At 70.9% G+C, this 17320-nt stretch carries 19 protein-coding genes; 16 read left to right on the top strand and 3 right to left on the bottom strand.

Going from position 1 to position 17320, the window contains the following annotated elements; all coding sequences use genetic code 11:
* Positions 1–168: 168 nt before the first annotated feature.
* Complete coding sequence (locus ACFWP3_RS39110) at positions 169–1467, bottom strand: amino acid deaminase (protein WP_384231096.1); 1299 nt, start codon at positions 1465–1467, stop codon at positions 169–171.
* 224 nt (positions 1468–1691) lie between these two features.
* Here ACFWP3_RS39110 and ACFWP3_RS39105 point away from each other — a divergent pair, with 224 nt between their 5' ends.
* Both ACFWP3_RS39105 and ACFWP3_RS39100 read left to right on the top strand, forming a co-directional pair.
* Entirely contained in the window at positions 1692–2525 is an 834-nt protein-coding gene (locus tag ACFWP3_RS39105; RefSeq protein ID WP_384231094.1) for an IclR family transcriptional regulator, read from the top strand.
* Entirely contained in the window at positions 2522–2932 is a 411-nt protein-coding gene (locus tag ACFWP3_RS39100; protein WP_384231092.1) for a RidA family protein, read from the top strand. Before ACFWP3_RS39105 ends, ACFWP3_RS39100 begins: the two co-directional genes overlap by 4 nt.
* Before the next feature lie 118 nt (positions 2933–3050).
* Here the strand turns inward: ACFWP3_RS39100 and ACFWP3_RS39095 are convergent, their stop codons facing one another.
* Positions 3051–4388 carry a M14 family metallopeptidase gene (locus tag ACFWP3_RS39095; RefSeq protein WP_384231090.1) on the bottom strand — a complete coding sequence of 446 codons (1338 nt, stop codon included), beginning with the start codon at positions 4386–4388 and terminating at the stop codon, positions 3051–3053.
* Between the two features lie 126 nt (positions 4389–4514).
* A complete protein-coding gene (locus ACFWP3_RS39090) occupies positions 4515–6206 on the bottom strand; it encodes a chitinase (RefSeq protein ID WP_384231087.1) in 1692 nt (563 codons plus the stop codon).
* Between the two features lie 350 nt (positions 6207–6556).
* On the opposite strand from ACFWP3_RS39090, the gene ACFWP3_RS39085 reads away from it, so the two are divergent.
* The 14 genes from ACFWP3_RS39085 (at position 6557) to ACFWP3_RS39020 (ending at position 17064) form a co-directional block, all read left to right on the top strand.
* Complete coding sequence (locus ACFWP3_RS39085) at positions 6557–7492, top strand: hypothetical protein (protein ID WP_384231085.1); 936 nt, start codon at positions 6557–6559, stop codon at positions 7490–7492.
* Positions 7493–7540: 48 nt separating this feature from the next.
* On the top strand, positions 7541–8242 hold the full coding sequence (gene cpaB, locus ACFWP3_RS39080) for a Flp pilus assembly protein CpaB (RefSeq protein WP_384231082.1): 702 nt from the start codon (positions 7541–7543) through the stop codon (positions 8240–8242).
* Positions 8243–8252: 10 nt separating this feature from the next.
* Positions 8253–9518, top strand: a complete 1266-nt coding sequence (locus ACFWP3_RS39075) for a CpaE family protein (protein ID WP_384231080.1) — start codon at positions 8253–8255, stop codon at positions 9516–9518.
* 3 nt (positions 9519–9521) lie between these two features.
* Positions 9522–9935 (top strand): TadE/TadG family type IV pilus assembly protein, encoded by a 414-nt coding sequence (locus tag ACFWP3_RS39070; RefSeq protein ID WP_384231078.1) that lies wholly within the window; start codon positions 9522–9524, stop codon positions 9933–9935.
* A 1-nt stretch (position 9936) separates the two neighbouring features.
* Entirely contained in the window at positions 9937–10314 is a 378-nt protein-coding gene (locus ACFWP3_RS39065) for a TadE/TadG family type IV pilus assembly protein (protein ID WP_384231076.1), read from the top strand.
* Positions 10311–11687 carry a CpaF family protein gene (locus ACFWP3_RS39060; RefSeq protein WP_384231073.1) on the top strand — a complete coding sequence of 459 codons (1377 nt, stop codon included), beginning with the start codon at positions 10311–10313 and terminating at the stop codon, positions 11685–11687. Before ACFWP3_RS39065 ends, ACFWP3_RS39060 begins: the two co-directional genes overlap by 4 nt.
* On the top strand, positions 11684–12622 hold the full coding sequence (locus tag ACFWP3_RS39055) for a type II secretion system F family protein (protein ID WP_384231071.1): 939 nt from the start codon (positions 11684–11686) through the stop codon (positions 12620–12622). Before ACFWP3_RS39060 ends, ACFWP3_RS39055 begins: the two co-directional genes overlap by 4 nt.
* Positions 12623–12638: 16 nt before the next feature.
* Positions 12639–13529, top strand: a complete 891-nt coding sequence (locus tag ACFWP3_RS39050) for a DUF5936 domain-containing protein (protein WP_384231099.1) — start codon at positions 12639–12641, stop codon at positions 13527–13529.
* A 3-nt stretch (positions 13530–13532) separates the two neighbouring features.
* Positions 13533–14222 carry a response regulator gene (locus ACFWP3_RS39045; RefSeq protein ID WP_384231069.1) on the top strand — a complete coding sequence of 230 codons (690 nt, stop codon included), beginning with the start codon at positions 13533–13535 and terminating at the stop codon, positions 14220–14222.
* A gap of 110 nt (positions 14223–14332) precedes the next feature.
* The gene (locus tag ACFWP3_RS39040) at positions 14333–14578 is read left to right on the top strand and encodes a hypothetical protein (RefSeq protein ID WP_384231067.1); all 246 of its coding nucleotides are present in this window, start codon (positions 14333–14335) and stop codon (positions 14576–14578) included.
* A gap of 8 nt (positions 14579–14586) precedes the next feature.
* Complete coding sequence (locus ACFWP3_RS39035) at positions 14587–15231, top strand: pilus assembly protein TadG-related protein (protein ID WP_384231064.1); 645 nt, start codon at positions 14587–14589, stop codon at positions 15229–15231.
* 282 nt (positions 15232–15513) lie between these two features.
* Entirely contained in the window at positions 15514–15858 is a 345-nt protein-coding gene (locus ACFWP3_RS39030; RefSeq protein ID WP_384231062.1) for a hypothetical protein, read from the top strand.
* A gap of 4 nt (positions 15859–15862) precedes the next feature.
* The gene (locus tag ACFWP3_RS39025; protein ID WP_384231060.1) at positions 15863–16501 is read left to right on the top strand and encodes an OmpA family protein; all 639 of its coding nucleotides are present in this window, start codon (positions 15863–15865) and stop codon (positions 16499–16501) included.
* 68 nt (positions 16502–16569) lie between these two features.
* On the top strand, positions 16570–17064 hold the full coding sequence (locus tag ACFWP3_RS39020; protein ID WP_384231057.1) for a hypothetical protein: 495 nt from the start codon (positions 16570–16572) through the stop codon (positions 17062–17064).
* Positions 17065–17320 lie beyond the last annotated feature (256 nt).

Raw genomic sequence — 17320 nt, 5'->3', positions numbered from 1 at the left:
CTTTCACACCCCCCCCGTCTGGTGGCCGGTGTCTTTTGTGTTTCAGCGACGGGGCCCCTTGGTTTTAAGGTTATTGGGGGGGGGGGGGGGGGGGGCGGCGAGGGCGGGGGCGGCCCCCCCCGGGCCCCGGGGTCGGCCGGGTCCTAGGCCGGGTCCTCGGCCGGGTCCCTAGAAGAAGGTGCGGACGTAGTCGCTGACGGTGCCGTCGGACTCCACCACCGGGATCAGCGGCCACTTCTCGAAGATGGTGCAGGGGTGGGACATGCCGAGCGCCACCCAGTCGCCGACCTGTACGTCGTCGGCGGAGTCGGTCTCGAGCCAGGCGTGCTGGTCGGAGAGTTTGACCACGCGGACGCCGGCGGCGGGCCGCTCCTCGCCGGTGAGGGCGTCGCGGACCAGTTCGGCGGTGGGCAGGCCGAGGTCGTAGGCGATGTCGCGCTTGCCGGCGTTGAGGAAGGCCTGGGTGGGGGAGGGGCGCGAGACGACCTGGGTCCAGAGCCGGAACGCGGGGCGCAGGCCGCCCTCTTCGGGGTGGCGGTTGAAGGGGGTGAGGCGGGTGTACCAGCCGTGGTCGTGCGAGACGTACGCGCCGGAGCGGAGCAGCCTGAGGGTGGGGCGGGAGAGTTCGGGCATCTCGCCGAACACATCGGCCACGGCGTCGAACCAGGCGGAGCCGCCGGCGCTGACGACGATCTCCTCGAGGTCCGGGTACGCGGCGAACCGGCCGGCCTTGTCGAACTCGACGGCGAGGCCGGTGAGGCGGCGCAGGTACGCGTGGACGCGCTCCGGGTCGGCGTCGGGGACCTCGGCCTCGTAGCCGGCGATGCCGACGAGGCGGAGGGTCGCGGCATCGGCCACGGCGTCGGCGACGGCCCGGCAGTCCTCGTCGCTGCGGGCGCCGGTACGGGCTCCCTCGCCGGCGCCGAGCTCGACGACGACGTCGATGACGGCGGGCGCGTCGCGCAGGGCGCGGTCCATGAGGTGGACGCCGCGCACGGAGTCGACGTAGCAGACGAAGCGGAAGCCGGGGTCGGAGGCGAGCTCGGCGGCGACCCAGCGCAGGGCGGCGGGATCGACGAGCTCGTTGGCGAGGAAGATCCGCTGGATGCCGAAGGCGCGGTAGACGCGGGCCTGGTGGGGGACGGCGGCCGTGATGCCCCAGGCGCCGTGGTCCAGCTGGCGGCGGAAGAGCTGCGGGGCCATGCAGGTCTTGCCGTGCGGGGCGAAGGCGAGGGCGTGGCGGGCGGCGTACGTGCCGAGGGCGGTGAGGTTGTGCTCCAGCGCGTCCGCGTCGAGGGTCAGGACGGGGGTGGTGAACCCGCCGGTGTGCAGGCCGCGGCGCTGTGCGGTCAGTCGGCCGACGGTGAGGCCGGCGGCGTGGGCGTCCGGGGGCAGGCCCTTGAACCGGTGGTCGACCGGTTCGTCGGCGAGGTCCTTGACGGGGTCCTTGACGGGGTCGCTGGCCATGCGGTGCCCTCCCGGGGGTTGCGCTGGGTGCAACTGTCGTTGCGTGTGTCGCTGGGTGCTGTCTAACATCCCAGGTGACGGTGGGTCAACGTACGGCGCCGCTGCTGGGGCTCCGCCCCACCCCGCGCCTCAGACTTCCCCCCAGACTCCGTCCGGGGGGACCCCAGGCGAGGCTGAACACGGCCGACGCCCGTGGGTGGTGTGACCGTAGGAGAGGACGAGGGATGAGCCAGTCCGTGGAGCGGGCGCTCGCGGTGCTGCCGTTGCTGGCCAAGGGGCCCGCCGGCCTCGGCGAGGTCGGCGAGGAGCTCGGGGTGCACAAGAGCACCGCGCTGCGCCTCCTGCGCACCCTGCACGAGCACGGCTTCGTGTACCGGCAGGCCGACGGGCGGTACCGGCTCGGCGCGCAGCTGTTCGCGCTCGCCGCCGAGGCCGTCGAGAACCTCGACGTGCGGGAGATCGCGCACCCCCACCTCGTCGCGCTGAACAAGGCCACCGGGCACACCGTCCACCTCGCCCTCCTCCAGGACGACGAGGTCGTGTACGTGGACAAGGTCGAGAGCCGCTACCCGGTCCGCATGTACTCCCGTATCGGCAAGCCCGTTCCCCTCACCGTCGCCGCCGTCGCGAAGCTGCTCGTCGCCGATCTGCCCGAGGGGGAGCGCCGGAGCCTCGCAGAGCGGATCGACTATCCGCGCTACACCGCCCGGTCCACCCCCGACGCGGCCGCGTTCCTTCGCGAGCTGGACCTCGTACGGGAGCAGGGCTGGGCCGCCGACCTCGGCGGGCACGAGGAGTCCATCAACTGCCTCGGCGCGCCCGTGTACGGGCCCGACGGGCGGGTCGTCGCCGCGCTGTCCGTGTCCGCGCCCAGTGTGGTGGTCACCGCCGAGGGTCTCGTCGAACTGCTGCCGCTGGTGCGTGGCGCCGCCGACGCCGTCAGCCGGGACTATTCGGGATCACCGGAACCCGAAGCCGAAGCCGATCCCGAAGCCGAAGCCGAAGCCGATCCCGAAGCCGAAGCCGAACCGGAACCCGAAGAGGAACAGGACCCGTGAGCGAGAAGACCGCCATCACCCCCGACACCCACACCGCCCCGCCCGCCCGCTTCTCGCACGGCGTGCGCAAGGGCAACATCCTCCAGGTCGCCGGTCAGGTCGGCTTCCTCCCGCACGTCGACGGGCAGCCGCCCACCCCCGCCGGTCCGACGCTGCGCGAGCAGACCCTCCAGACGCTGGAGAACGTCCGCTCGGTCCTCGAAGCGGGCGGCGCCGGCTGGGACGACGTGATGATGATCCGCGTCTACCTCACCGACACCGCGCACTTCGCCGAGATGAACGAGCTCTACAACACCTACTTCGAGGAGCAGGGCCTCAAGGAGGCCCCGGCCGCCCGCACCACCGTGTACGTGGGCCTTCCTGCCGGGCTGCTCATCGAGATCGACGCCCTGGCCGTCCTCGGCTGAGCACGCGGCCGAGCCCGCGCCCGAGCACACCGCCGAGCACGCGGAGGGGCGCCCCCCTGGCGGTGGGGCGCCCCGGCTCGTGCCGTGCGGGTGGATCAGGCGGTGGTCAGATGGTGGATCAGGCGGTGCAGTACTGGGCTTCCTTGCCGATCGAGCGGTACATGCAGTCCGCGTTCTCCAGCAGCTGGAGCACCGCGTCCTTGTTGCGCGCGGTCTCGCGGTCGATCACCTCGTCGGGCGGGTAGAAGCCGCCGCCGCCCGAGCTCGCCGGGTACATCTCGAAGGTGTAGCCGAAGATCTTCTGATTGCCCCACAGCCAGTCGTCGATCGTGCCGTCCGTGATGTACAGGTCGCTCGCCTGCTCCGCGGTGTAGCCGTTGCTCGCCGCCATGCTGGTGCCGACCTTCTTGAAGGCGGCGAGGTCGTCGGCGGTCAGGCCCGGGGCGGTGTCGCTGTAGGTGTACCCGAAGGGCCACAGCACCAGTTCGCTGTACGTGTGGAAGTCGATCGCGGCCTTGATCTGCTGCTTGCCGCCGACCACGCGGCTGCGTACGAAGTCCGAGACGGCCTTCACCTCGGGCGCCGACTCGGCGGCCGGACCGCGGTAGGTCTCGGAGCTCTTGCTGCTGCTGGAGCCGCCGCAGCAGCCCCACTTGTAGTTCCAGTTCCGGTTCTCGTCCGTGCCGACGTACGAGGAGCCGGAGTTGGGCTGGCGGTTCTTGCGCCAGGACCGGTAGGAGCCGGTGGCGATGTCGTACTCGCCGCCGTCCGGGTTGAGGTCCGGGATGATCCAGATCTCGCGGCCGTTGACGGCGTTGGTGACGCGGGACTCGGTGCCGTACTTGGAGCCGAGTTCCTTCATCAGGTACAGGGCCATTTCCACGGTCAGGTGCTCGCGGGCGTGCTGGTGGTGGGTGAAGAGCACCTCGGGCTCGGCCTCGTCCGTCGCGACGTTGTCGCTGATCTTGATGGCGACGAGGTCCCGGCCCTGGTACGACTTCCCGATCACCCGCTTGCTCATGATCCCGGGGTACTGGGCGATGCGCTGGTCGATCTCCGCGCTCATCTCGGCGTAGTTGTGGTACCGGGAGTCCGCCGACGGGAAGTCCATCGGGCCCGCCGCGATCCCGGGCAGCGAGCGGTCCGGCGGGCCGGGCAGCGCGGTGAGCTGGTAGCCCAGGGCGCGCAGGTTCTTGGCCTGCATGGTGTCGGCGCTGACCACGACCGTGTGGTCGTCCACCTCGTCGATCGAGACGCCCGTACGGAGCAGGGCGGTGCGGTCGGTCGCCGTGGCGGGGCCGTGGATCCGGTACTGGACGATGGCCTCGTCCTGGGTGGCGGTGGACGGGGTGGGCGGTGGGGATGCCGTGGCGCTCATGCCGTAGGCGGGTGCGCCCAGCGCGAGCGCCAGCAGGGCCGCCGTGACGGCGGCCCTTCGGCGGTAGTGGAGCCGCATGCGTTCTCCTGGGTGGGGAGTGTGGGGGTAGCCGTGCGGACGCGCACAGCGTGCTCTCGTGGCATGTCCAGGTCAAGACCGCAGGGCGTCCCGCCGACCCGAACCGGCCACCCCCACACCTACCGCCTACGGGAGCCCGTGGACCTTGGGACCCACCGCGTTGGACCAGGCACTACCCGCCTTGGCGTCCCAGTTCGTCGACCAGGTCATCGCGCCGCGCAGGCCCGGGTAGGTCTTGGACGGCTTGAAGGATCCGCAGCTCGTGCCGCGGGTCAGGCAGTCCAGGGCGTTGTTGACGATGGTCGGGGAGACGTAGCCGCTGCCCGCCCCGCTCGGCGAGGCCGGGACGCCGATGCCCACCTGCGAGGGGTCGAGGCCGCCCTCCAGCTGGATGCAGGCCAGCGCGGTGAGGAAGTCCACCGAGCCCTGCGAGTAGACGTTGCCGTCGCAGCCGTTCATCGAGCCGCTGTTGTAGTACTGCATGTTGACGACGGTGAGGATGTCCTTGATGTTCAGCGCCGTCTTGAAGTAGCCGCCCTGCGTGGACTGCATGTCGATGGTCTGCGGGGCCATGGTGATGACGAGCGAGGGGCCCGCCTTCGCCGACAGCGCGCGCAGGGCCTGCGTCATGTAGGTCGGGTTGAGGCCGTTCTCCAGGTCGATGTCGATGCCGGTGAAGCCGTACTCCTGCATCAGCGCGTACGCCGAGTTCGCGAGGTTGGTCGCGGAGGCGGAGTCGTTGACCGTGATGGTCCCCTTCTCGCCGCCGATCGAGAGGATGACCGACTTGCCGGCCGCCTTCTTCGCGGCGATGTCCGACTTGAACTGGGCGACGGTGTAGCCGCCGAGGCCGGCCGAGTCGAGGTTGAAGGTGATGGCGCCCGGCGTGGCCGTGGCGTCGGCGAAGGAGACGGCGATGATGTCGTACTGCGCGGAGACGTCGGAGATCTTCTGGACGGTCGCGCCGTTGTTGAAGTTCTGCCAGTAGCCCGTCAGCGCGTGCCGCGGGACGGTCGGATTCGGGTTCTGCCCGCCGCCCGTCGTGGTGCCGGTGACGGCCGCCGACTTGGGGCCCTCGCCCGCCGCGTTGTAGGCGCTGACCTGGAACGCGTACGAGGTCGAGGCCGCGAGTCCGGTGATCTGGGCGCTCGCCGAGGACACCGTACGGACGCGGACGCCGTCCTGATACACGTAATAGCCGGTGGCCCCGCTGACCGCGTTCCACGAAAGGGTGAGCCCGCTCGAGCTCTGTCCGGAAACAGCGGTACCGGACGGGGCGCCGGGGATGGAGGGGCCGGGGTCCGTACCGCCGCCGCCGTCCGGGCCGAAGACGCTGAACTCGTCGACGGTGTAGGCTGGCTGGCCGTACCAGCCGTGCGTGTAGACGGTGACCTGGGTGGTGCCCGGGCCGGTGGTGAAGGTGGTGGAGAGCTTCTGCCAGCCCGAACCCGAGCCGGGGGTCCAGGTGGAGACGTCCTGGGTGCCGGTCCCGGTCGCGCCCAGGTAGACGTAGCTGCCCTGCACCTGTGTGCTGAGCGTGTACGTCGAGTTCGGCTTGACCGTGACGGTCTGGCTGCACCGGGCGTTGTCGGACCCGGCCGGGGTGGCCTTGAGGGCGCCGGCTCCGGCGTAGACCGGCGAGGAGACGGAGGCGCCGCTTCCGCCGGAACAGGACCAGTTGGCGAGCCCGGACTCGAAGCCGCCGTTGCGGGCGACGTTGATGTCCGCGGCCTGCGCGGTGCCGGTGGCGAGGGCGGTGAGGCCGCCCGCGGTGAGGGTGGCGGCGGCCAGAAGGGCGAGGGAGCGTATGCGGTTCACGTGGGCTCCGGTGGGGGGAGGAAGGGGATGGGAGGAGCGCGGGGCGAGTGGGGGCGCCCCGGTAAAGGCCTGGCGCAGCCAAGTTGGTCCAGACCAATCCTCATGTCAAGAGTCTTTGCAATGTGGCTGGAAATGCTCGATCGTCCGATCCCTGTTGTCCGGGTTTCCCGCCACCTGTGACACGTGCTTGCCGCACGGGTATTTCCAAGCCCCTGCCCTGCCAGCGGTGACGCGGATATGGTGCTGAGGCAAGGGGGAAGAGCGTCGATCGTTTGCGGTCGCGCAGCGTGTGCGTGTGTGCGACGGCTCCGCGAACGGCCGTGGCGCACGGGGTGAACGGGGGGATTCGCGTGCCGACCGCCATCGCTGTCACCAGCGCCGATCTGGTCCTTCCGGCCCCCGACCGGCACACGCCCGGCGCCGCCGTGCTGCCCCCGCCCGAACAGCTCGACCTCGCGGGCACGCTCGCCCAGACCAACGCCCTGCTGGAGCGCCACGGCCATCTCGTGGCCGTCGTACCGGCCTGGCTGCCGCGGGTCACCGTCCAGCGGCTGCACACCGTGCGCGCCATCCTCGAAACCGACCGGATCGCGCTCCTCGACATCGATCTGCCGCCGCTGGGCACGGCTCTGCTGGTACGTCAGCTGCGCCAGCTCAGCGTCTGCGATTTCAGCCCCGGAGTCATCGCCTCCGCGGCCCGGCTGCTGTCCCACTACATCTACGCGGGCGCCCTGCTGGGCTCGGTCGCCAAACTCGACCGGATCCCGGTCGGGCTCAAGGCGCACGCCCGGTCCTGGTCGCCGAGCGCCCAGTTCGCCGTACTCGCCCATCCGACGCCGCACCTGGCCAGGCTGGGCGGTTCGGGCGGCTCCGGCGGCCCGGGCCGGTCGGGCCGGTCGGGCCGCTCCGGCGCGGCGCACGGGGGCGGGGCGGCCGTCGTGCCCGCCGGGCCCGAGTTCGCCACCCACCTCACCTTCGCCCGCGGCCAGCTCGCCTCCGACTGGGTCGCGGCCGAACTCGGGCCCGCCTGGCAGGTGCAGGGGGTCATGGAGAACCCGCTGCCCGCCGCCTCGCCCGGCTGGTGGGGCACCCAGAAGCTGGTCGAGTTCGCCGCCGGCATCCCGGACCTCTCCGTCCTCTACCAGCTCGTCTCCTCGGTCCGCCGCGAGGAGTGCCGCTGGTGCGGCTTCGAACTCATCGGCGACCGCTGCGGATTCTGCGCCGCACCGCTGAACGCACCGCCCCCGCCGGCCGCCCCGGCGAGCACCGCCCGCTCCAGACCCTGACCGATCCGGCCCGACGAACGAACGAAGAACGGCGAGGTAGTACGGACCATGAACTCACGCCAGCGCCGCGGCGTCATTCTGCTGCTCCTGTCGGTCCTGTGCGCCCTGGGGGCCTTCGCCGGAGTCCTCGTGGTGATCGGCGACGTCAACTCCAAGGTCGGGGCGGAGGTCGTCGCGTACCGCGTCAAGGGCGACATCGCCCCGTACAGCCCGCTCACGGCCGCCCAGTTCGAGGAGGTCACGGTCCCCAAGCGGTGGCTGTCGGACACCGCCGTCACCGACCTCGGCGCACTCAAGGACAAGATCGCGCTGACCACCCTGAAGAAGGGCTCGCTGCTCCAGGCCGACATGTTCGTGGACCGGCCCCAGCTCCAGCCCGGTGAGCAGGAGATCGCCATCATGATCGACGCGGCGACCGGCGTGGCCGGCAAGATCACCTCCGGCGCCAAGGTCAACATCATCGCCACGTTCAAGGGCGCCAAGGACACCGACCCCTCCCGCTCGGTGATCATCGTCGCCAACGCCCGGGTCCTGGGCGTCGGCAAGCTCACCGCCCTGGAGAAGAACAGCGAGCGCAACGGCCCGGCCGAGGCCGTCCCGATCACCTTCGCCCTGAACACCAAGGACACCCAGCGCGTCGCCTACGCCGAATCCTTCGCGGAGCACGTCCGCCTGGCCCTGGTGGCCCCCGGCACCGACTCGGCCCCGAGCCCCGGCGACCGTACGTACACCCTCGACGGGGACAAGTGAGGCGGCCCGGATGACCACCCGAATCCTCCCCGCGGCCGGCGACCCGGACGCCGCGCGCGCCCTGGTGACCCTGCTGAGCCAGCTGCCCGACTCCGAGCCGGCCGTCCCCGTCCCCGACTCCACCACCCTGCTCGACACGCTGGCCCGGCTCGCCGCCGAGTCGATCGACGAACTCCCCGAGGTCGTCCTCGTCCACGAGCGCATCGGACCCGCGCCCGCCCTGGAACTCATCCGGGAAGTGGCCCTGCGCTTCCCGGCCGTCGGCGTGGTCCTCGTCAGCTCCGACGCCGGACCGGCCCTGTTCTCCGCGGCCATGGACTCGGGCGCGCGGGGCCTGATCGGCCTCCCGCTCACCTACGAGGAACTGGCCGCCCGCGTCCAGGCCGCCGCCCAGTGGTCCGTGGGCGTACGCCGCCACCTCGGGCGGGGCGCGGCCGAGGCCCCGTCCGGGCCCGGCGGGCGGGTGGTCACCGTCACCGGGGCCAAGGGCGGCGTCGGCACCACCTTCACCGCCGTGCAGTTCGCGCTGGCCGCGGCCGCCTCGGGGCGGCGTACCGCACTGGTCGACATGGACCTCCAGGCGGGCGACGTCGGCTCGTACCTCGACGTGCAGTTCCGGCGCTCGATCGCCGACCTCGCCGGGATCCAGGACATCTCGCCGCGCGTCCTCCAGGACGCGGTGTACGACGACCGCACGGGCGTGGCCCTGCTGCTGGCCCCGGCGGACGGGGAACGCGGCGAGGAGGTCGACGAACGGGCCGCCCGGCTCGTCGTCGCCGCGCTGCGCGCCCGCTACGAGCTCGTCGTCATCGACTGCGGGACGCAGGTCACCGGCGCGAACGCCGCCGCGGTGGAGACGGCCGACGTGGCGGTGCTGGTCACCACCCCGGACGTGGTCGCGGTGCGGGCCGCGAAGCGGATGGTCCGGATGTGGGAACGGCTCCAGGTGCGCAAGGCGGAGGACACCACCATGGTCGTCAACCGCTGGACCAAGCACACCGAGATACAGCCCGCCCTGATCGAGAAGATCACCAAGACCCGGGCCGCCCGCACCGCCGTCCCGGCGGCCTTCAAGGAACTCCAGGCGGTGGTGGACGCGGGCCGGGTCCAGGACCTCGACAACCGCTCCACGGTCAAGCAGGCCCTGTGGGCCCTGGCGGGCGAACTGGGCCTGCTGTCGCCGCCGGAGGCCCCGGGCCCGCAGCCCACCGGCGCCTCGCTGGCGGTCCGCGCCGCGGGCCCGGTGGCCCGCCTGCGCCGCGGCCGGGAGGGCTGAACCATGTCGCCACGGAGAGGGACGCGGGACCGGAACCGGGACCGGGACCGGGACCGGAACCGGGACCAAGGCCGGGACCGGGGCCAGACGGCGATCGAGTTCGTCGGCACGGTGCCGTTGATCCTGCTGCTCGTGGCGGCGGTGTGGGAGTGCGTCCTCATCGGCTACGCGTTCTCCCTGGCGGGCAACGCGGCGGACGAGGCGGCCCGGGCGGGGGCGGTGCACGGGCCCCAGGAGTGCGTGACGGCCGCGGCGGAACACGTCGGGTCCGCGTGGAAGCTCGAGGTGCGCTGCGAGAAGCGCGGCGACATCTTCTGGAGCAAGGTCACCCTGGCCGTTCCCGTCTTCCACCCGGGGCTCAACTTCGGGGGAATCCACGGTACGGGCGGCGCGGCCCTGGAGAAGGAGGCGGAGTGACATGAGACGGCGCTTTCGCTCCGACTCCGACCGTGGCCAAGTGGCCATCGAGTACATCGGCTTCGTGCCGGTCCTGCTGTTCGTCGCGCTCTGCGCCATCCAGCTGGGCTGGGTGGCGTACGTACACGAACAGGCCGACACGGCGGCCCGTACGGCGGCCCGCGTGGAAGCCCGGAAGGGCAGCGGCGGGGCCGCGGCGGGCGTCGCGGCCGTCAGGGAAGGGATCGGCGCCACCGTCGAGGTGACCAAGAACGCCGACGCGGTCACCGCCGTCGCGACCATCCCCATCAACTCGATCATCCCCGGCCTCACCTTCGACGAGCCGGCCAAGGCCACCGCCGTCATGCCCAACGACGACCCGAAGGGCCCCCGACCATGAGCCTGCGTTCCCGGGTCAACACCCCCGACGACCGCCACAGCCCGCGCGAGGACGGCCGCCTGGTCTCCTCGTACCGCGCCAAGCTGCTGGAGGAGATCGACCTCGCCGAGATGTCCGCGCTCGCGCCCGCCGAGCGCCGGGCGCGCCTGGAGCGCGTACTCGGCCACATCATCAGCCGCGAAGGGCCCGTACTCTCCACCGTCGAGCGCGCGCAGCTGATCCGCCGCGTCGTCGACGAGGCCCTCGGCCTCGGCGTGCTCGAACCGCTCCTCGAAGACCCGTCGATCTCCGAGATCATGGTCAACGGGCCCGACCAGATCTTCGTGGAGCGGGCCGGCCGCGTGGAGCAGCTCCCGCTGCGCTTCGCCTCGCACGAGCAGCTGATGCAGACCATCGAGCGCATCGTCTCCACCGTCAACCGCCGGGTCGACGAGGCCAATCCGATGGTCGATGCCCGGCTGCCCAGCGGCGAGCGGGTCAACGTCATCATCCCGCCGCTGTCCCTGACCGGCGCCACCCTCACCATCCGCCGCTTCCCGCGGGCCTTCACCCTGCACGAGATGATCGCCCTCGGCTCGCTCGACGAGCAGATGCTCCTGCTGCTGTCGGGGCTGGTCGCGGCGAAGATGAACCTGATCGTCTCGGGCGCCACCGGCACCGGCAAGACCACCCTCCTCAACGCCCTCTCCGGCCTGATCCCGGAGGGCGAGCGCATCATCACCATTGAGGACTCCGCCGAGCTCCAGCTCCAGCAGGCGCACGTCATCCGCCTCGAATCCCGCCCGGCGAACGTCGAGGGCAAGGGCCAGATCACCATCCGCGACCTCGTGCGCAACTCCCTGCGCATGCGCCCCGACCGCATCATCGTGGGCGAGGTCCGCGGCGGCGAGACCCTCGACATGCTCCAGGCCATGTCCACCGGCCACGACGGCTCCCTGGCCACCGTGCACGCGAACAGCTCCGCCGACGCCCTGATGCGCCTGCAGACCCTCGCGTCCATGTCGGAGGTCGAGATCCCCTTCGAGGCGCTCCAGGACCAGATCAACAGCGCCGTCAACGTGATCGTGCAGCTGACCCGCTTCGGCGACGGCTCGCGCCGCATCACGGAGATATCCGTCCTCGAATCGCACGGCCGCGAGGCCTTCCGGATCACGACGGTCTGCCGCTTCGCGGCCCAGCCGATGGGGGCGGACGCCCGCGTCCACGGTTACTTCGAGTACTACCCGCTGCCCCGGTTCATCGCGGAGCGCCTCTACATGAACAACCAGCCCATCCCGCAGGCCTTCGGGGTGGCCCGGCCGGACGGCGACCCGCTCACCGACCCCCTCACCGGCCCGTTCACCACCCCCCGCGTCACCCGGACCGCCCTGTGAACCCACTCGTCCTCCTCACCCTCGGCGCCACGCTCCTGGCCGGCCTGCTGGTCGTCCTGGGCGCACACGCCTACGCGGCGGGCCGCGCCCAGCGCGCCGCGCTCATCGAACGGCTCTCGGCGACCGGGGCGCCGGTGGCCGGGGGCAGGCGGCGGCGCTTCGCCGGCGTCGACCGGCGGCTGCGCAAGACGAAGCTGGGCCGGCGCATCGAGATCAAGCTCGCGGTGACCGGACTCGACCTGACGGTCGGGGAGTTCTTCGTCTACATGTGCGCGGCGATCGCCGGCACCTGGCTGGTCGCCGCCTCCTTCCTGGCCCCGTTCTTCGGCCCGGTGGCCGGCCTGATCGGCCTGTGGGCGGCGAACGCGTTCCTCAACTGGCAGCGGACCCGCCGCACCGAGCGGTTCATCAACCAGCTGCCCGACCTGGCCCGCATCCTCGCCAACGCCACCCAGGCCGGGCTGGCGCTGCGTACGGCCATCGGCATGGCGGCGGAGGAACTGGAGGCCCCGGCGGGCGAGGAGCTCGCGCGGGTCGCCAACCGCCTCGCCGTCGGCCACTCCATCGAGGAGTCCCTGGGCGAACTGACCGAGCGGCTCCCCTCGCGGGAGCTGGTCGTCCTGGTCTCCACCCTCGTCCTGTCGGCCCGGGCGGGCGGCACGATCGTGGAGAGCCTGCGCAACCTCACGGTGACCCTGGAGCAGCGCAAGGAGACCCGCCGCGAGATCCGCACCCAGCTCTCGCAGGTCACGGTGACGGCGTACCTGGTCCCGGCCATCGGCCTGGGCTCGCTGCTCCTGGTGGACATGATGATGCCGGGCGCGCTGGACCGCATGACGGGCGCTTTCGTCGGCCAGACGGCGGTCCTGATCTCCCTCGGCCTGTTCAGCCTGGGCTTCATCCTCATCCGCCGCCTGTCCAAGATCGACGTGTGAGGGGGCTGCCGTCGTGATCGCTCTTCTCCTGGCCGTGGCCGTGGCGCTGTCCGTGTTCGGCGTCTTCCACGGGATCCGGCTCTACCGGGCCGACGTCAAACTGCCGACCGACCTCGCGCTGGCCCTGGAGGTCGGCGCCACCCGCACGACGGCCGTCGGCTCGCTGGTGGACCGGATGGGCATCCGCTGGGCGCCGGCCGTCCTGCGCGTCATGGGACCGGGCCGGGTGGCGCGCAAGCGCCGCCAGATCGACATGGCGGGCAACCCGGCGGGCCTGACGATCGACCGGTACGCGGCGCGCCGCGCGGTGTACGGGGCCCTCGGCGCGCTCGGCGCCTTCTCGATGCTGATCAACGGGCAGCTCGTACCGGCCCTGCTGATGGTGGCCTTCGGCCTGTTCTGGATCGAGGTCGGGCTGTGGTCGGCGATCCGCGTCCGCCGCGACCACATCGAGCGGACCCTGCCGGACTTCCTGGACGTGCTCGCGGTCGTGGTGAGCGCGGGGCTCGGCTTCCGGCAGGCGCTGGAGCGGGTGGCGCACAAGTACGAGGGCCCGTGGGCGGACGAGATCCGGATCACCCTGCAGCAGATGGACATGGGCGTCAGCCGCCGCCAGGCCTTCGACGAACTGCGCCGCCGCAACGACAGCGAGCAGGTCGCGCAGTTCGTGACGGCCCTCCAGCAGGGCGAGGAACTCGGCTCCCCGATCGTCGACACGCTGATCGCGATCGCGGACGACATGCGGCGTACGGACGCCCAGAACGCCCGGCGGCGCGCGGCCCGGGCCGTCCCGAAGGCCACGTTCGCCGTCACCATGTTCATGCTGCCGGGCACGCTCATCCTGCTGGTGTGCGGCTTCGTCTACGGTGCGAACGTCGACTTCGACGCGCTGTTCGGGGGTGGCTGAGCCGTGGCCGCCCGACTGAGCGTGCTCATCGCCGACGGCAACCCGGTCATCAGGGCGGGCCTGGCGGCGATCCTGTGCGCGGCCGGGGACATCGAGGTCATAGCCCAGGCGGGCGACGGCCGCGAAGCCCTGAGCCTGACCCGCCGGCACGCCCCGGACGTGGTCCTGCTGGACGTCCGGATGCCGGGGGTGGACGGCATCTCGGCCCTGCCGCACCTCGTACAGCTGGCCCCGGTCCTGATGCTGACGTACAGCCGCGAGTCCGAGATCGTCCGCGAGGCCCTGCTGCTGGGCGCCGGCGGCTACCTGGTCCACGGCGAGTTCACGGCCCCCGACCTGCTCCGCGCGGTCCGCGACGCCCCGGAAGGCCGCCCCCACTTCACCCCGACGGCGGCGAACGCCCTCCTCACCGAACTCCGAACCTCTTCGCAACAGCAACGAACTGTGGCACCCTCGTCTGAGCGGATGCACAACTCTGTTGTCTTCGGGCTGAGTTCGCGGGAGGTGGAGATCATGGATCTGATCGCGTCCGGGATGAACAACCAGCAGATCGCCGCCGCCTGCTTCATCAGCGAGAAGACGGTCAAGAACCACATCAACCGCATCTTCGCCAAACTCCACAGCACCACGCGCAGCGAGGCCATAGCCCGCTGGCTGGGAACCGCCCGTCCAGGAGTGTCCGGTCATGGGTAGACGGAGTGAGCAATGGGTCCGTATTTGGGCCCCGGGACCCTTGGTTACGACTGGTGACTCGCCGTACCGTCCGCAAATCGACACCGGCACCGTCCCGGGAGGGAATCCCCATGTCACACAACACGCTGCTGAAGGCCGCCGTGGAGGCGCGCATCAGGGTGAACGGGTGGGCGGACACGGCCATGACGAGGATTCGCCAGCGGCAGGAAGGGCACGACCGCGGTCAGACCGCCTTCGAATACCTGGGCATCATCCTGGTGGTCATCGTGATCATCGGAGCGATGATCGGCACCGGGATCGGGCAGCTGATCGTCGACAAGATCAAGGCACAGGTCGGACTCATCAAGGCCGGCTGATTCGAGAAGTGGCCCGCAGGCGCGTCGGTGATCAAGGGCAGGCCTTCCCCATCTACGTGGTGGCGGTGACGGGCCTGCTCTTCGCTGCCTTCGTGTTCTTCGCGGTCGGGCAGGCCTCGGTGCGCCGAAGCGACGCGCAAGGCGCTGCCGACGCGGCGGCCCTGGCAGGCGCCAGAGAAGCGCGAGACGACGTGTTGACCGGCCTCGACCTCGGCACGTTGAAGCCTGAGGACTGGGATCAGCTACTGAAGGGGAAGCTCCTCACCAGTAGGGCTGCCTGTGCCGCTGCCGCCGATTTCGCGGCCAGGAATGACGCCAAGGCCGGATGCGAGCCTTCGATGCCCCGTGTCACCGTCACCGTGACGACGAACAAGTCGGTCGGAAAGTCCGTGGTTCCGGGCACCGACGGCATGCACGGAACCGCCAGTGCCACGGCTCTGATCGAGCAGCTCTGCGAACTCGGCTCCGCACCTCAGCCCAGTGCCACGCCCCAACCAGGTGGTGGCAGCACGCCGCAACCGACCTCGGCACCTCCACTGGACCCGATCAAACTGCAATGCAAGGGCGGGAAGCCCATTCAGATCGACCCGTTGAACCCTGGATCGTTGCGCACGCTGGCGCGGAGTCTGTTCAGCGTGCGTTTGGTCGACTGACAGCGAACAAGAGACAAGGAAGCGGCGTACATGAGCATTCGGCACACGGTGAAGGCCCGTGGGGGAGCGGCCGTAGCGGTTGCGGCGGTCTTGGCCCTCACGTTGGCCGGGTGTGGTGGCGACGACGGGAAGCCGAACGCGAAGGAAGCCGAGAAGACCGCGTCACCGCAGGCTCAGGGCAGCCCTTCCGCTCCGAGCCCCGCGGGCAGCCAGAGTTCCGCACCGCCCCCAGTCCTCGCCACGGTGAACGGTGAGAGCGGAATCGTTTTGACGATCAACTCCGTGACGCGTGACGCGGGCGGATTCGTGACGATCAACGGGCAGATCAAGAACACCGGCAACCAGCAGTTCGTGAAGACCAGCGCCTGGCGGGGAGCCGAGCGCGACCTTTCGGGAAGCGGTGAGTCCGTGGCCGGAGCGACGCTGGTCGACAAGGCCGGGAAGAAGCGCTACTACGTGCTGCGCGACACAGACGGGCGGTGCCTCTGCACCACGGGTGTGGCCGGAATCGACGCAGGAGCAACCGTCCCGTTCTTCGCGCAGTTCCCCGCACCACCTCCGACCACTACGGACGTCGAGTTCAGTCTCCCGACGTTCGCTACGGCTGCCGTCAAAATCTCCGGGTGACCCCATGACAAAAAGCCACCGCACCACCGCCGCCACGGCCGTCGTCGGTCTCGTCATCGCCGGTGCCCACTTCGTCGGCGGGGGCACCGCCCACGCCGACGAGGTCAAGCCGTCCGTACCCCCCGGCGCAGAGCCATCGGCATCCGCCCCCGTCCCCATCGACTCCAGCTCACCCGGCCTGAAGATCCCCCAGGGCGGCACCCTCGCCCCCGCCAAGGTGCTCGACATCGCCGAGGTCGTCGAAGACCTCGGCGGGGAGCAGCGCCGGCAGGAGACCAACCAGACGGTCATGATGGCGCTGCAGTCCGAGGTCCTGTTCCCCGAGGACAGCGCCGTCTTCAACGCCCAGGCCGCCGCCCGCATACAGGCCATCGCCGCCGAGATCAACACGCAGAAGGCGACCCGCGTCCGCGTCTTCGGTTTCACCGACGACCAGGGCAGCTACGAACACGGCAAGGAGCTCTCCAAGCAGCGCGCCGACGCCGTGCAGGCCGAGCTGGCCAAGACCGTCACCAACCCCAGCGTCGTCTTCGACGTCCGCGGCTACAGCGAGGACTACCCGATCGCCGACAACGGCACCGAAGAGGGCCGCAAGAAGAACCGCCGCGTCGAGATCACCTTCCCCCGCACCGCGGGCGGCTGACCCCGACGCGGCCTCGGGGTCGGCCGCCCGGCAGGTGATCCGCCGGCCCCTCTCCTTACCCTCGAGCCATGAACGTGTTCGAGGGCGCTGACGGCCGGCAGCTGGAGATGACCAACGGCGGCACCGCCGTGTTCGTGGACGTGCTGACGCTCGCCGTGTCCACGCTGGCCCGCGAGCCGTGGGACTTCCGCTTCGCCGCCCTGCTGACGCGCCAGGACCAGAACGTGATGGGCCGCGGGATGGTCGGCTTCGGCCTGGCGGAGCTCGACTGGGGGGACACCCCGCAGGAGCGGGCCGCGGCCAAGGGGTTTCTGCTGCGCGTCCTCGACCTGGCGCTGTCCCGCCACCGGTGGGAGGAGCTGACGTACGAGCCGCCCCGGGCCGAGGGGTACCTGCGTACCTACCGGACGATGGTGTTGGACTTCGACCCGGCCGCCGCGAGGACCGGCGCGGGCGTCCTGCCCGGGCCGGACCAGGCCGCGGTGGCCTCATGCGTACGTCACCGCGTGCTGGGCGGGCTGCCGGTCTGGGAGGACTGCGTGTTCTGCACGGCCGGGGTCTGAGCGTCTGCGACCCGCCGCGCCCTGGGGCCCGGTCGTGGTCCCGTCCGGGCGCCGGCGCCGGCACCCGCGGTTTGTCATAGGTGCGTCACAACCGGCTCGTTGCTGGTTGCAGGAGCGATGTAGGTTGGCTGACGTAGGCATACTTACGATCATCGTTTGGCTGTACGGGGGTGTGGGATGAAGTTCGACATGGGGACGCAGGTTCTGACGAATCTGATGTCGGGGTCGCGGAACTCGAATACGGATCTGGGTTCGC

It is taken from the genome of Streptomyces sp. NPDC058525, from assembly GCF_042719495.1.
Lineage (GTDB): Bacteria > Actinomycetota > Actinomycetes > Streptomycetales > Streptomycetaceae > Streptomyces.
The sequence above is the reverse complement of the archived record's forward strand: the minus strand, read 5'-3'. Positions and strand labels throughout refer to the sequence as shown.

What these genes read in the sequence shown, in the direction of transcription:
- ACFWP3_RS39070 (WP_384231078.1), top strand. Translation starts at nt 9,522, where the DNA reads ATGTCGCCACGGAGAGGGACGCGGGACCGGAACCGGGACCGGGACCGG.
- ACFWP3_RS39095 (WP_384231090.1), bottom strand. Translation starts at nt 4,388, where the DNA reads ATGCGGCTCCACTACCGCCGAAGGGCCGCCGTCACGGCGGCCCTGCTG.
- ACFWP3_RS39060 (WP_384231073.1), top strand. Translation starts at nt 10,311, where the DNA reads ATGAGCCTGCGTTCCCGGGTCAACACCCCCGACGACCGCCACAGCCCG.
- ACFWP3_RS39110 (WP_384231096.1), bottom strand. Translation starts at nt 1,467, where the DNA reads ATGGCCAGCGACCCCGTCAAGGACCCCGTCAAGGACCTCGCCGACGAA.
- ACFWP3_RS39020 (WP_384231057.1), top strand. Translation starts at nt 16,570, where the DNA reads ATGAACGTGTTCGAGGGCGCTGACGGCCGGCAGCTGGAGATGACCAAC.
- ACFWP3_RS39040 (WP_384231067.1), top strand. Translation starts at nt 14,333, where the DNA reads ATGTCACACAACACGCTGCTGAAGGCCGCCGTGGAGGCGCGCATCAGG.
- ACFWP3_RS39065 (WP_384231076.1), top strand. Translation starts at nt 9,937, where the DNA reads ATGAGACGGCGCTTTCGCTCCGACTCCGACCGTGGCCAAGTGGCCATC.
- ACFWP3_RS39105 (WP_384231094.1), top strand. Translation starts at nt 1,692, where the DNA reads ATGAGCCAGTCCGTGGAGCGGGCGCTCGCGGTGCTGCCGTTGCTGGCC.
- ACFWP3_RS39025 (WP_384231060.1), top strand. Translation starts at nt 15,863, where the DNA reads ATGACAAAAAGCCACCGCACCACCGCCGCCACGGCCGTCGTCGGTCTC.
- cpaB (WP_384231082.1), top strand. Translation starts at nt 7,541, where the DNA reads ATGAACTCACGCCAGCGCCGCGGCGTCATTCTGCTGCTCCTGTCGGTC.
- ACFWP3_RS39075 (WP_384231080.1), top strand. Translation starts at nt 8,253, where the DNA reads ATGACCACCCGAATCCTCCCCGCGGCCGGCGACCCGGACGCCGCGCGC.